The organism is Bacillus oleivorans (assembly GCF_900207585.1).
GTDB lineage: Bacteria > Bacillota > Bacilli > Bacillales > JC228 > Bacillus_BF > Bacillus_BF oleivorans.
This window is the reverse complement of sequence record NZ_OAOP01000007.1, coordinates 96,867-111,566: the sequence shown is the minus strand read 5'-3', so window position 1 is coordinate 111,566 and position 14,700 is coordinate 96,867. Positions and strand designations below refer to the sequence as shown.

Below are 14,700 nucleotides of genomic sequence, written 5' to 3'. Positions count from 1 at the left end.
TTGCGGGGTCAGACCCTGTGATGTGCCTACTCTTTAGTTGCCATTTTTAAATCGCCGCTGTAAATTTCTTCAAGTGCTTTCCCTACACTTTTATGTGAAACATACTTATCTAACAAAGGCAGTTCTTCATTCAGGTTTAATTTGCGTGCTCTTTTAGAAGCAATCGTAACTAAAGAGTATTTTGAATCTATTTTTTGTAAAAGCGAATCAATTGATGGATATAACATGCTATTCATGCACTCCTAACATTTCTTTATATATTTTTTCTACACGTTCACGCCGGCAATGCTCGGCCTTAACGATGGCATTTATGGTATTGCATGCAGATTCTATTTTATCATTGACGACCACATAATCATATAAATTCATTAATAATAGCTCTTCTTTGGCAGCCTGCATCCGATTTTGAATAATTTCTTCTGTTTCCGTCCCGCGTCCAGTTATGCGTGACTTTAGCTCACGAAGGCTTGGGGGAACAAGAAAAATAAACAGTCCTTCCGGGAATTTTTCTCTTACTTGTTTTGCACCCTGGACTTCAATTTCTAAAAATACATCCTTCCCTGCATCTAATGTCTTTCGGACATAATCAACAGGCGTGCCGTAATAATTTCCGACGTATTCGGCATATTCTAAAAGCTCACCGCGTTCAATCATCCTTTCAAATTCTTCGCGAGATTTAAAAAAGTAATCGACTCCATCCATCTCGCCTTGACGCGGTTTTCTGGTCGTTACCGATATGGAATATTCATATTCTGTGTCTTCTTTTGAAAAAATCGCTTTTCTTACTGTCCCTTTTCCAACTCCAGATGGGCCTGATAAAACGATTAATAGACCTTTTTTGCCTTTCATCTAATGTACCTACCCTTCATCCACGATCTCATCTCTGTCCACCAATCGACTTGCTACAGTTTCGGGTTGAACAGCTGAGAGAATTACATGGTCTGAATCCATAATCAAAACTGCTCGTGTTCGTCTTCCGTATGTAGCATCAATAAGCATATTCCGATCACGTGCATCTTGTATTAAACGCTTAATTGGAGCTGATTCAGGACTAACAATAGAGATTAATCGATTGGCAGATACGATGTTTCCAAAGCCGATATTAATTAATTGTATCCCCATAGGCCCTCCTAATTCTAATAGAATAGTTTGCCCGAATAATGAGCAAATATTCTTGTTATTCGATATTTTGAACTTGTTCCCGCATTTTTTCAAGAATTGATTTCAATTCTACCACATTTTGAGCGATTTGTTGGTCATTTGCTTTTGAACCGATTGTGTTAACTTCTCGATTCATTTCTTGAATTAGAAAGTCAAGCTTTCTCCCAACAGGCTCATTCAATTCGAGTGACTGAAGAAATTGGCCGCAGTGACTCATTAACCTTGTTATTTCTTCACTAATATCTGCCTTATCCGAAAAAATAACGACCTCTTGTAATAGCCGATTTTCATCAACTGGACCCGTATAAAGTTCCTTCACTTTCTTTTCAAGCCGTTCTTTATAATGTTGAACAACTTTTGGTGCTAATTGTTCAAGATTTTTAAAACTACGCTTTAGTTCATCTATGTATTGAATCAGTACCTTTTTCAATTCTCCCCCTTCACGCCTTCTCATCGAAAGCAGCGCCTGGGCCGCTTCATCGGCACATAAAAGAAGCATTTCCTCTACTTCTTTTAGGGAATGATCTTCGGTCTCTTGTAACTGTAAAATTCCCTCCTGTTTTAAAACATGGGAAAGACTGACTTCTTCTGGGATCGAGTATTGATTTTTCACTTGATGGAGTGCATGAACATATTGATCTAAAAGCGTCCAATCTACCTTTAAAGTCTTTGCGATGAGACCTTCTCCCTCGATATTGATAAAGCCTTCGATCCGCCCGCGATGAATAAAGCCTTGAATTCTCTTCTTCATCTGATCCTCTATATGAAGAAAAGAACGGGGGATTCTTAGGTTTATTTCACAAAAACGATGATTCACTGCTTTTAGTTCAACGGTGACTTGAAAGGATTCAGATTCTTTTGTGCTGCTCCCGAATCCCGTCATACTCTTTATCATACTCTTCACAACCTTTTTCACCATAAAATCGACCCATTTATGATAACAAAATATTGGAATCGATGCGAATAGAAAAAAGGTAATAGAACAAGTTCTACTACCTTTTGGATTATACCATATATCAAACTGATTTTCTTGTAAAATGTGATCCCATCCAAACAAACGTAGGAATCGCAGCTAAACCAGTGATTAAAAGCCAATCTTTCACATCAATCGCCACTGTATGGAACACGGTTTGAAGCGGTGGATAATAGATGACAATCAGCATTAAAATCAGGGATGAAATTACTGCTCCAACGAGGTATTTGTTTTCAAACGGATTCCTGGCAAATACAGAAGTATCGCTGCGGCAATCAAATACATGGATTAGCTGCGCCATTACTAATGTTGCAAAAGCAACGGTTTGGGCATACTTTAAGTTTTCCGTCTGACCCTGGTAGGCAATCATGAAGGCCATTAACGTAACGATTCCAATTAAGAATCCTCTAGAAACAACCTTCCAGCCCAAGCCTCTAGCAAAAACGCCTTCTTTTGGATGTCTTGGTTTCCGGTTCATTACATCTTCTTCGGATGGGTCGAGACCAAGCGCCATCGCTGGTAACCCGTCTGTTACAAGGTTCACCCATAAAATTTGAATCGGTACTAGCGGAAGCGGTAATGCTAGCAGCATCGCAAAAAGCATGACCAAAATTTCTCCAACATTGGAGGCTAACAGATAGCGAATAAATTTACGGATGTTTTCATATATATTTCGGCCTTCTTCAATCGCTGCTTTAATCGTTGTGAAATTATCATCTAAGAGAACTAGAGAAGACGCCTCTTTCGCTACATCAGTTCCTGTAATACCCATGGCAACACCGATATCAGCTGCTTTGATTGCAGGAGCATCATTGACACCGTCACCTGTCATCGCGACAATATGTCCACGGTTTTGGAATGCTTTTACGATTTTAAGTTTGTGTTCTGGAGAAACCCGGGCAAACACCGTTGTCTTCTCCACCACTTCTTCAAGTTCCTCAACGGACATATCATTTAATTGGTAGCCCTCTAATACTAGACTTTGATTTGTAAGCAGACCAAGCTGTTTCGCAATTGCTCTGGCTGTGATCGCGTGGTCACCTGTAATCATGACGGTTTGGATACCAGCCTTCTTACATTGTTTAACTGCCTCTCTAACTTCTGGCCGCGGCGGGTCAATCATTCCCTGTAAACCGACAAGCGTTAAATCTTTCTCTGCCTCCATCTCATGAAGCGGGTATGTCCCCGTTTGCAGCGGTTTAAAAGCAACTGCAATCGTACGTAATGCCTGTTCAGCCATTGATTCAATAGCTTGTACGACATTTTTCCTCAATGCTTCTGATAAATACTGAAGCTTATTGTCGTACAGAATGGAATCACTAACTTTTAAAAGTACATCAGGTGCCCCTTTAGTTACTACAAATTTTTTCCCGTTCCGGTCTTCAACAATCACACTCATCATTTTTCTCTCGGAATCAAACGGAAACTCATGGACTATTTTAAATTGAGTTTTGAGACTTTTCCTGGTTAACCCTGCTTTCATTGCAGCAACCAGCATAGCTCCTTCTGTAGGATCGCCATCGAGATAATAATGGTCCCCATCATTTTTTAGTTCAGCATGATTACAAAGCATCCCAAAGGTTAACAGCTGCTGAAATGATTTTTCACTGTTTGGCTGAACAGAACGATCACCGTCTAAGAATTCTCCAGCCGGTTCATACCCTTGTCCGCTTACTCCCCACATTTTGCCGCCGCTCCATAGTTTTGTAACGGTCATTTTGTTTTGTGTCATTGTTCCTGTTTTATCGGAACAAATAACGGATGCACAGCCTAAAGTTTCAACCGCAGGAAGCTTACGAACAATTGCGTTTCGTTTAATCATTTTCTGAACGCCAAGGGACAATGCAACTGTGACAATCGCGGGCAGTCCTTCTGGTATCGCTGCCACAGCTAAGCTTACCCCTGCAAAAAACATCGTATATAAATCATGTCCCTGGATAATCCCAACGACTACAACAAGCGCAGTCAAGAGCAGGGCAGTCAAGATCAAAATTTTACCTAGCTCTTCTAGCCGTCTTTGTAATGGCGTCATTGTTGATTCTGCCGACTGGAGGAGATCGGCAATTTGTCCCATCGCTGTTTTCATTCCAGTTGAAACAACTACCCCAACTCCAGAACCTCTCGTCACCAATGTGCCCATAAACGCCATATTGTACATATCGCCAATCGATAGCTTCGATTCACGAATCGGTGCAACATTTTTTTCAACCGGAACGGACTCTCCAGTCAAAGCGGATTCTTCTATCTCCAAACTTTTCGCTTCAATCAGTCTTGTATCTGCTCCAATCCGATCCCCTGCACCAAATCTAATAATATCTCCAGGAACTATCTCTTTAGACAGAACTTTAATCCAGTCGCCATCCCGCAGTACCATTACTTGCGGAGCCGATAACTCCTTCAGGGCCTGCAGCGATTTCTCGGCTTTTCTCTCTTGGAAAAATCCTAAGAATCCATTCAATAACACAATCGCCATAATCGCAATGGCATCGACATACTCACCGAGCAGCCCTGATATTAGGGTAGCTCCGAGAAGCACCAATACCATAAAATCTTTAAATTGGCTAAAAAACAGGAGAAGGGCCGACTGTTTCTCTCCCTCTTCTAATTCGTTATATCCGTGTTGCTTTCTTCTTTTTTTCACCTCGTCATTCGATAGTCCTCTTTCAAAATTGGTAGCAAGACTTCTTTCAAGATCATCTACTGGCATTTCATGAAATTTCATATAGTTTCTCACGTCCCTCCTCAACAGAAAAAGAGTAGTCCTTCTCTTGGATACTTATTCAGACTCGTCCAAAAAAATGCTATAATAATTGTGAAAGCGGAAGTGTGCGGTTACGCTCTGTATGTTTGTACATTTGCTTCTTTACATTTATTACTTGTATTCGCATCGGACATAGGATCCGTTATTTTAATAAAAATGGCTATTTTGAGGATACGATAGGACATACGATACGTTATTTATCGAAAATCAGCCGAAAATTGCTGTTATTTGCTAAAATAGCGGAACCTATGTCCTATAATTTTGAAAATCACCCTATTTGTCACAAATAGCGGAACACATGTCCGTTAAATACTGCGTTAGCTACTGAAAATATCAAGACTTGGGCTTAAAAAAGCCTTACTAAATAAAAGGAAGTATCTATATGTCTTTTGATGGATTGTTTACAAGAGCCATGGTTCATGAGCTTCAACGTTTAGTTGGAGCAAGAATTCATAAGGTTCATCAGCCCTATAAATTAGAATGTATTTTACAAATTAGAGGAAATGGGATTTCCCATAAGCTTTTGCTTTCTGCACATCCCAGTTTTCACCGGGTTCAATTGACAGAAGAAAGCTACGAGAATCCGAAAGAGCCACCGATGTTTTGTATGCTTCTGCGCAAGCATGTAGAAGGCGGCGTAATTGAAGCAATCGAGCAGCAAGGACTCGATCGGATTATCACTTTTCAAATCAAATCGAGAAATGAATTAGGCGATTGGAAACATAAACTTTTAATTATCGAATTAATGGGAAGACATAGTAATCTCTTATTAGTCGACCCTGAAAAAATGGTGATTCTGGATTGTATTAAACATATTCCCTCTCATCTTAATAGACACAGAACGCTGTTGCCGGGATATCCATATGTCGCGCCTCCGGTTCATGAAAAAATGAATCCGCTCGATGCGACGGAAGAAGATGTGTTAAAAAAGATCGATTTTAACAGCGGAAAATTACCGCAACAGCTCGTGCAAAAGTTTGAAGGGTTATCACCGATGATTGCTAAAGAAATCGTTTCCCGCGTTCCATTAGCTAATCGTGTTACCCTTCCAAATATGTTTATTCATGTCATGAAGCCAATCCGACAACACCAATATTCACCTTCTATCATGGTAGGTCAAGATAAGGAAGCCTTTTACTTCATGCCTTTATTGTCAATAAGCTCGGAGTATCAAAGCTTTTCTTCATTAAGCGAATTGCTTGACCGTTATTATTTCGGAAAAGCAGAACGGGACCGGATTAAGCAAATTGCCGCAGACTTAGAAAGAGTTTTGCAGCAGGAAAAACGGAAAAATGAAAATAAAATTGAAAAGCTGCTCCAAACACTGGAGGAAGCCAAAGAGGCGGACCGTTATCAGTTATACGGAGAGCTGCTGACGGCAAATTTGTATCGGATTGAAAAAGGTATGGAGGAAGTTGAGGTTGAAAACTATTACAGTGAGGAAGCCGAAAAGATAGTCATTTCTTTAAAGAAAACGAAATCTCCAGCTGACAATGCACAAAGCTATTTTTCTAAGTATCAAAAATTAAAACATGCCGCTGATATTGTGCAAGAACAAATTGGTCATGCAAAAGCAGAGATCGAATACTTGGACGTGCTGATTCAGCAGCTCGAAAATGCCGCACCTAAGGATGTAGAAGAAATCAGAGAAGAATTGGTCGAAGAGGGCTACTTAAAAGCGAAGCAAGACAAAGGGAAGAAGAAAAATAAACCGCAAAATCCAACCCTTGAAACCTATGTATCTTCCGATGGAACCGAAATATTAGTGGGTAAAAACAATAAACAAAATGATTACCTAACAAACCGAGTCGCCAAAAAAGATGAAATTTGGCTGCATACGAAGGATATTCCAGGATCTCATGTCGTGATAAAATCTGCTGCTCCGTCAGATGAGACGATCCTTGAAGCAGCACGGTTAGCAGCCTATTTTAGTAAAGCCAGAAACTCCAGCTCGGTTCCAGTTGATTTTACCAAAGTCCGCCACGTGAAGAAACCAAGCGGCGCGAAGCCTGGCTTTGTCATTTATGAACAGCAGCAGACGGTGTATGTGACACCTGATGAGGCGGAGGTTATGAAATTACGGAGATAGGTTGAATTGAATCATATAAAGAAAATAACCCGCAGGAGCTGAAGTGGTTTCTGCGGGTTGTATTTATGCTCTATTCATAAACGTTGTTGTTTGTTAGTTCTAGGATGTCCTTGAGGTTGAATTTCTTCTCTAAAACTAAGAAAAGGACATCTCATTTGAGAAGTCCTTCTCCGTTTAAACTATTTTTTTGATTCAACAAAAGCTGTGCCAATTACCAAATATTTATTATCTAAATAGCCACGTAATTCAAGTTTCACTTCGCCAGTAGACCATACAAATTCTTCACGATTGAATTTGAAATGTCCTTTTTCTGCCTGCTTTTGTAGACCTATGTTATCTACTACTGCTGAAACTCCATTTAAGGTTATAGTAGAAACATCGAATAATGAAGATTGATATTCTTCTGGTAATATTGCTTTAACCGTAAAGATGCCTTGATTTCCTTTTATCACTTTCGGTAATACATCAAGATTAACTGGTATATAAACTGTAAATGTTTTTTCTACTACAGTTGACAGACCAGCAACATCAGTTACTCGAATGCTAAGCTTGTACTCACCTGGTTGGTCTAAAGTAATCAGGTCACCCTTTTTATATGAAATACCATTCAATATAACCACTTCTGCAGCAATTCCAGAAAGATTATCTTGAGCATCGTAACTTAATGTAAAATTCGTTCCAAGCCCATACTCTTCTTCAAACGATGCTGAAACTGTTGGAGCAGTTTTATCCATTTTTACTTCTATTGTTCTAACTTCTTCTTTATTCCCTGCTTTATCAATAGAGTAAAAAGAAATTTGATTGAAACCTTCTTTGTCTACTAGGAACGAAGTGCCCTGAATATAAGCTGAACCATTAATGGAATAATACGTTTTAGCCACGCCGCTGTTTTCATCTTCCGCTGTTAAGGTAATCGTTACACCCTTATTTACCCAAGTTTCCGGTGCATCAGATTCAGTTTTAGGCGCAGTTCTGTCAATGTTTATTTCTTTCGTTATTACCTCTTCTTTGTTGCCTGCAGCATCAACGGAGTAATAGGAAATCTGATTGATACCTTCCTTATCTACAACAAACGCAGTGCCTTCTGCATACGCTGTGCCATTAATCGAATAATATGTTTTTGCTAGACCGCTCAATTCATCCTTTCCAGTCAATTGAACTGTAAAGGACTGAGAGTAAGCTGGTATATCATTAATATTCGTTGCCGGTGCTGTTTTATCAATTTTGATATACTCTGTTTTTACGTCTTCTACATTACCAACGTTATCAACTGAATAGAATGAAATTTTATTGATTCCTTCTTGACTAACAGGAATAGAAGTTCCTTCTTGGAAAGGTCCATCATTTAATGAATAGAATGTTTTTTCTACTCCTACTTCATTATCCGTTGCTTCAAGTGTAATTAACTGTTCCTGATTAACCCATTGTGTTGGTGCATTAATTATTGTTACCGGTGCTTCAGTATCAATAATTAATTTAGCAATAACTATTTCTGATGGTTTGGATTCACCAAATGAGTTACTGTAAGAAGTCACATAATATTCATGATTTGCGTAAGTAAGGTTTTGAATTTCGTATGAAAGATTATTCAGTTTTTCAACTAAAAGAACAGGTTTTCCATCAATCACTTCATATACATTGTAACCATTGGCATATGTGACAAAATCCCATGAAATACGTGCACTAGTCTCACTTAGTAATATTAGAGAGGCTACTGGTGGTTCCATAATAGGATATACAATCTTTTGGACAAATTGTTCAGAAGAAACTGACTCGCCAAAACGGTTACTATATGCAGTTACTTCAAATGAATGAGTATCCTCAGTTAAATTATAAAGTTTATAATTTAACGCAGTTCCTTTATAAATTAATTCTTTACTGTCTCCATTCACCTTATAAACACGATACTCATTTGCCCATTGAACGGCCTTCCAAGAAAGGGTAATATTATTTGCATTAAAGACGCTGCCACTAACAGTTGGAGCCTGCATGATTGGCCAAGTAAGGGTAAACTCTAACATACTTCCCTCTGGCGAATCGCCAAAGCGGTCGCTGTAAGAATACACGACATATTGATAATTCCCTTCTGGCATATTGTTAAATCTAATTGACGTTCCAGCAACAGTCTGCTTTAAAATCTTCTCTCCATCAACAATCTGATAGACTTTATATCCTTTTGCAAACGTGGATGCATCCCACTTCAAGATAATATCGTTCCCATTTGCAATCGATTTTGTTAGATCAGCAGGAGCCTGCATGATTGGCCAAGTAAGGGTAAACTCTACTGTACTACCTTTTGGTGACTCACCAAATTGGTCGTTGAAAGAATGCACGACATACTGATAATTCCCTTCTGGCATATTTGTAAATGTAGATGAGGTTCCAGTAACTGTCTTCATTAAAACCTTTTCTCCATCAACCATTTGATAGATATTGTATTTTTGTGAATACGTAGAGGAACTCCACTTTAAGACGATATCATTGCCGTTTGCAATTGTTTTTGTTAAATTTGCTGGAGCTTGCATGATTGGCGCAATTAGATTAATTTCTACTGTACTGCCTTCTGGCGATTCACCAAAGCGGTCACTGTAGGAATGCACGAAATACTGATAAACTCCTTCAGGCATATCGTTAAAAACCGTAGATGTACCCGTCGCCGTTTTTGCCAAAACCTTTTGCCCATCAATTATTTGATAGACTTTGTAAGAATTTGCATAAGTAACTCCGCTCCATCTTAACGTTATATCATTCCCATTTGTAATGGTTTGTGTTAAATTTTCAGGTTTTTCCATAATAGGGAATACGATAGTACCTTTAATTTCTGCTCCATTAGGAGATTCTCCTAAAAGAGTTGAATAAGGTTTAACTACAAAATTGAATTCCCCTTCTGGTAGATTAGCTATTTTTGCACTAGTTCCTGTGACAGATCGATTTAATACATATTCTCCATCTATGAGTTGGTAAATTTTATAGCCATTAGCATATTGTACGGCATTCCATTTCAACGTAATATCATTTCCGTTTGAAATGCTATAAGTTAAATTTTCAGGTGCAGGCAGCGCCACTCCGCTTAAAATTACTTCTATAGGAGCACCTTCTTGTGATATTCCAAAACGAGTAGAGTAAGAGTAAATCTCGTAATGATAAACACCTGGCTGCATATTGGAGTATGAAACACTAGTACCAGTTACAGTGCTTTTCAAAACTTTTTGTCCATCTACAATTTGGTAGACTTTATAGCTAGTAGCATATTCAACAGGACTCCAGTTTAATTTGAAAGCTGTTGGACTTGTAGCTGTTTCAGAAATATTTTCAGGTGGAACCATTGTTGGGTAAATAATAGAAACGTTAACGCTTGTTCCCTCTGCTGATTCGCCAAAGCGGCTGCTATAAGAATAAATTTCGTACTGAGTATCTCCCTCTGCAATGTTAGTAAGGACAGCAGTAGGATTTGATACTGTTGTTTTTAATATTTTTTTACCGTCTACAATTTGATAAACTTTATAGTTTGTTGCATACTCTACAGCATCCCAGCTTACAGTAATATCATTCCCATTCTTAACCTCGTATTTAGCATTTTCTGGTGCAGACAAATAGATTTGTTCAAGAGTAAAAGAAACTTGTGCTCCTTCTGCTGATTCGCCAAAACGAGTACTATTTGTATAAACCTCAAATTGATAATTTCCTGCCGGCATGTTTGCATAGGTTACAGTTGTTCCTGTCACCGTGCTTTTTATAACTTTTTGACCATCAATATTTTGATAAACTTTATAATTGGTAGCATTTTCAGCACTACTCCAATTTAAAACGATGTCATTTCCGTTTTGAATTTTATAAGTAAAATCTTGAGGAGGATAGATATTTACAGTATCAATGCTAAATGATACCTTAGATCCCACTTCTGACTCTCCAAAACGATCACTATAGGAATAAATTTCATATTCATAGTTACCGCCTGCAAGCTTGGAGTACGTCACACTCGTACCAGTTACTGTGCTTTTTAAAGTTTTTTCTCCGTTGATTAATTCATAAATACGATAACCTGTTGCATATGGAACTGCATCCCAATTGAAAACTACATCATTGATGTTTTGAATTTTATAAGTTACATTACTTGGCGGTGTCATTACAATAGATCCTACCGTAACAGACACTTCGCTTCCTTCCGGTGATTCGCCAAAACGGTCACTATAGGAAAAAACCTTATAAGTATAATCCCCCGCAGGTAAGTTGCTAAATGTCACACTTGTTCCTGTTACCGTCTTTATTAGTTCAAGCTGTCCGTTATAAACTTGATAAATGTTATAGCCTTTTGCATAATTTACAGCCTGCCATTTTAAATTAACATCTGTACCATTTGTAATAGTAAACGTAAGATTTTCAGGCTTCTCCATCGAAGGATAGATCACTTCTACTTTAACAGGAGTTGCATCAGGCGATTCACCGTAAAGTGAATTATAAGCAGTGACAGAGTAAGTATAGATGCCTTCTGACGCATTTACTTGGGTGTAAGTTGTTCCTGTTGTTGAAGATAAAAGTGTTTTTTCACCTGATTCTGAAAATTGGTATACATTGTACTTTTGAGCATATTTAGATAAACCCCAGCTAAGAACAATATCATTTCCATTTCGAATGGATGAGGTTAATGTTGCAGGTGCTTGCATTTCAGGATAAACTATTTCTACACTTACTGGCGCTGAAGGACCTGATTCTCCTTCACTCGTCAAAGTAGAAACAACATATCTATAAGATCCCTCGGGAAGATCATTTAAACTGTAACTTGTCCCCGTCGTACTTCCTAATGTAATAAGCTGTCCATCCTTAATTTCATAAACCTTATAACCATTTGCCCCATATACTGCACTCCATGTCAGCTTACCATCATCAGGTGTGCTAGACTGATAAGCTAGATTACTAGGGGGCAGTAAAGTGTTTTCAGCTGCGAATACTCCCCCAATCGGTACAAAAAAATTGTACACCAGCATCAAAACCACTACAAAAGTCTGGATACTAAACCATTTTTTCATAATACTATAGACCTACCTTTCATATAAAAAAAGAATTTTAAGAAGGTCCATAGAACGTATATCTATGGCTTCTTGTGGTAACCGGCTGCCATCTGCATATCGTTTTTGCAGTTCAGGCCCTAGCTTTGCGTATCACAGTTTCCAGTGATTTGCCTTTTTCACTTTTTACCCAGCTGAATCCCATCCTTTGCAGTTCCCTGAAATCACCCCGTTTAAATTAAGTCTATAAAAAATATCGACCGTTTAAGTAAAAAATTAAACTTAATTAAGATTAGAAGTTAGGAAAATTTTTAATTGATAGATTGAATTACTATTTTAAGCAGTCCATTAATCTTCAAAACTTCAAAATATGAAAAAGACCAGATCGCTTTCGATCTGGTCTTCTACTCAAAAGCTATAGATGTTCCCTTTAAAAAACTAATCTGCCTTACCTATCATACGAAATCCACACATACTCACCTAGTTTCCGCAATCGACTTGGATCTATAGAGAAGAGAGCCGATTAAAAAGGCAACGAGCCCCCAAGCCATCACAATGCCGAGCCCAATCCAAAAGGAACCTGTGGCGATGCCTGTTTGATACACCATCGCATCCCGCAAACCATCTACAAAATACGTAAGCGGAAGGACATTGGATACAGGCTGAAGCCAATCTGGCATGGTTTCAACCGGGAAAAAGATGCCGCTTAAAAACATCATGAGGAAGCTTGTAATATTAGCTAAACCCATATAGGACTCCATCGTTTTGCTAAAGGATGAGAATAAATATCCCAACGCGTTAAAGGAGAGTGCCCCGATAAAAAATATGACAATAAGACTTATGAAATCAATGTGTAAATTGGCGCCAAATCCAAAGACTCCAATCAGGGATAGAAGGATAATCTGAACACAGGCGAATAATACACGCATCGTCATATCACTTAATCCAAATAATCCCATTCTAGCTGGAGTCATGCGCAGACGCTTCATCAGACCCTTCCGGCGCATGTCAACTAAATCGACCATGCCAAATAACCCGCCCTGGGCTATCGATAAGGCAATCATCCCCGTTAATATAAAATCCGTAGAATCCAAATCCTCACTTCCAGATGAAATGGTTTCGAATTGCATCTCATACACCGGTGTTGCACCTGCTGCGATTAAATTAGCAGACTGAATAAAATTATGCAGCAAACTGGATACGGCCTGCGTTGTGACACTTTGTTCATTTTCTTTATTTACCATTAAAAGAAGGGAGGTTACATCTTCTGTTTCAGGAAGAACAATAACTGCATCGACTTCCTCCTCTTTTAGCAAGGTTTCGGCTTGCGCCCTGCTTACGTCCGCGCCCGTTTCCACTTCCATCATTGGAAGGTTTTGAATTTGGCTAAGAAGCATTTGCGACGTTTCGTTTGGATTTTCATCTACGATTGCTACCTTTGCCTCAAAATCATCATTCGAGTCGCCGCTAAATATAACCATGAAAATGACCATTAGGATTACAGGGAAAAAGATTCCCCAGAACCATGCCTGCTTTTCCCGAAAGGTCATTTTTAATTGTGCCATAAACATTTGCGCGAATTGCTTTCTTATTTTCACTTTAATCCCTCCATTCCTTGCCTGTGTATGCAATAAATACGTCTTCTAGACTTAATTCGCGAATGGAGACTTGCTCGACGCGGAACCCTTGCTCTTTCGTATAGGCAAATAAAGTGTACAAGGTTTCTTCTGGCTGAACGGTCCAAAGCTGCAAATCAGTACCGACCCGCTCAATCCGTTCAATCGAAGGGTGATTTTGAATAAATTGCACGGTTTTTTCTGCTGCATCTTCATTCTCAGCAAACGACAGCCTGATTTCTCTTTCCTTCGTCAGTTGGTCAATCAGCGCTGCGGGTGTATCGATGGATAAGATTCTTCCATTGTCGACAATACAGACACGGTCACTTAGCTTTTCAGCCTCTTCCATATAATGCGTCGTCAGCACGACCGTTTTTCCTAATTCTTTCAGTTTTAAAATGATGTCCCAAATATTTCTTCTTGCCTGTGGATCAAGACCCGTTGTCGGTTCATCTAAAAAAATCATCTCAGGGTCATTAATCATGGCAAGACCGATCGCAAGCCGCTGGCGTTGTCCGCCTGACAACTTTTTAACTTGTTTATTCCGATGCTCGGTCAGATTGATCATTTCCAGCACTTCATCGACTGAGACTTGCTTTGAATAGAAGGAGGCAAATAACTCCAGATTTTCCCGGACGGTTAGGAGATCAAAAAGCGCACTCGATTGCGGCTGAACGCCAATCATCATTTTGATTGTGTCCGCGTGCTGCGCCCATGTCATCTCACCAAATCGGATATGCCCTGAATCGGGAGGAACGAGCCCCTGTATCATCTCCAGTGTTGTTGTTTTGCCTGCACCGTTCGGGCCGATAATCGTGAACACTTCGCTCTTATTAACAGCAAAGCTAATATCACTCACGGCCAGAACACTTCCAAACGACTTGCGTAATTCATTCACTTCCAAAACTGTCATGGTTTCATCCTCTCTTTTTCTATAACTCTACTATTACTTTAATGGAAAACAAAGGAAAGGTTACCCAACTCCGGCATTAAATCCATCTAGGTCTGTAGACGTATATTTGACTAAACCTTTAAAAAGTAAAAAAGAGCAATAATGTGGTTTCCTCTATCCTGTTTCCTCCTGCAATCATTTG

The 14,700-nt window shown here is 39.1% G+C and carries 9 protein-coding genes and 1 riboswitch; of the genes, 1 reads left to right on the top strand and 8 read right to left on the bottom strand.

From position 1 onward, the window contains the following. Positions 1-26: 26 nt before the first annotated feature. The 5 genes from rpoZ to CRO56_RS15470 form a co-directional block, all read right to left on the bottom strand. Positions 27-227 (bottom strand): DNA-directed RNA polymerase subunit omega, encoded by a 201-nt coding sequence (rpoZ, locus tag CRO56_RS15490; protein ID WP_097159533.1) that lies wholly within the window; start codon positions 225-227, stop codon positions 27-29. A gap of 1 nt (position 228) precedes the next feature. Next, on the bottom strand, positions 229-849 hold the full coding sequence (gene gmk, locus CRO56_RS15485) for a guanylate kinase (RefSeq protein ID WP_097159532.1): 621 nt from the start codon (positions 847-849) through the stop codon (positions 229-231). Positions 850-858: 9 nt separating this feature from the next. Next, positions 859-1,122, bottom strand: coding sequence for an extracellular matrix/biofilm regulator RemA (gene remA / locus CRO56_RS15480; protein WP_097159531.1), 264 nt, complete (start codon positions 1,120-1,122; stop codon positions 859-861). Positions 1,123-1,177: 55 nt separating this feature from the next. After that, entirely contained in the window at positions 1,178-2,056 is an 879-nt protein-coding gene (locus tag CRO56_RS15475) for a YicC/YloC family endoribonuclease (protein ID WP_097159647.1), read from the bottom strand. A 121-nt stretch (positions 2,057-2,177) separates the two neighbouring features. Further along, positions 2,178-4,856: a calcium-transporting P-type ATPase, PMR1-type gene (locus CRO56_RS15470; RefSeq protein ID WP_097159530.1), complete on the bottom strand. Its 2,679-nt coding sequence runs from the start codon at positions 4,854-4,856 to the stop codon at positions 2,178-2,180. Between the two features lie 421 nt (positions 4,857-5,277). Here CRO56_RS15470 and CRO56_RS15465 point away from each other — a divergent pair, with 421 nt between their 5' ends. Continuing rightward, positions 5,278-6,984 carry an Rqc2 family fibronectin-binding protein gene (locus CRO56_RS15465; protein WP_097159529.1) on the top strand — a complete coding sequence of 569 codons (1,707 nt, stop codon included), beginning with the start codon at positions 5,278-5,280 and terminating at the stop codon, positions 6,982-6,984. A gap of 179 nt (positions 6,985-7,163) precedes the next feature. On the opposite strand, the gene CRO56_RS15460 is transcribed toward CRO56_RS15465, so the two are convergent. The 3 genes from CRO56_RS15460 to CRO56_RS15450 all read right to left on the bottom strand — a co-directional run bounded on the left by CRO56_RS15460 (position 7,164) and on the right by CRO56_RS15450 (position 14,519). Further along, positions 7,164-12,011 (bottom strand): OmpL47-type beta-barrel domain-containing protein, encoded by a 4,848-nt coding sequence (locus CRO56_RS15460; RefSeq protein ID WP_097159528.1) that lies wholly within the window; start codon positions 12,009-12,011, stop codon positions 7,164-7,166. A gap of 73 nt (positions 12,012-12,084) precedes the next feature. Next, a riboswitch (cyclic di-GMP riboswitch) is annotated at positions 12,085-12,175 on the bottom strand. A 291-nt stretch (positions 12,176-12,466) separates the two neighbouring features. Then, positions 12,467-13,588 (bottom strand): ABC transporter permease, encoded by a 1,122-nt coding sequence (locus CRO56_RS15455; RefSeq protein ID WP_245855929.1) that lies wholly within the window; start codon positions 13,586-13,588, stop codon positions 12,467-12,469. A gap of 1 nt (position 13,589) precedes the next feature. Further along, complete coding sequence (locus tag CRO56_RS15450) at positions 13,590-14,519, bottom strand: ABC transporter ATP-binding protein (RefSeq protein ID WP_097159527.1); 930 nt, start codon at positions 14,517-14,519, stop codon at positions 13,590-13,592. Positions 14,520-14,700: the final 181 nt, after the last annotated feature.

Bases quoted from the DNA above. Each gene is read 5' to 3' on its own strand.
- rpoZ (WP_097159533.1), bottom strand. From the start codon at position 227: ATGTTATATCCATCAATTGATTCGCTTTTACAAAAAATAGATTCAAAA.
- CRO56_RS15465 (WP_097159529.1), top strand. From the start codon at position 5,278: ATGTCTTTTGATGGATTGTTTACAAGAGCCATGGTTCATGAGCTTCAA.
- CRO56_RS15470 (WP_097159530.1), bottom strand. From the start codon at position 4,856: ATGAAATTTCATGAAATGCCAGTAGATGATCTTGAAAGAAGTCTTGCT.
- CRO56_RS15460 (WP_097159528.1), bottom strand. From the start codon at position 12,011: ATGAAAAAATGGTTTAGTATCCAGACTTTTGTAGTGGTTTTGATGCTG.
- CRO56_RS15450 (WP_097159527.1), bottom strand. From the start codon at position 14,519: ATGACAGTTTTGGAAGTGAATGAATTACGCAAGTCGTTTGGAAGTGTT.
- remA (WP_097159531.1), bottom strand. From the start codon at position 1,122: ATGGGGATACAATTAATTAATATCGGCTTTGGAAACATCGTATCTGCC.
- gmk (WP_097159532.1), bottom strand. From the start codon at position 849: ATGAAAGGCAAAAAAGGTCTATTAATCGTTTTATCAGGCCCATCTGGA.
- CRO56_RS15475 (WP_097159647.1), bottom strand. From the start codon at position 2,056: ATGATAAAGAGTATGACGGGATTCGGGAGCAGCACAAAAGAATCTGAA.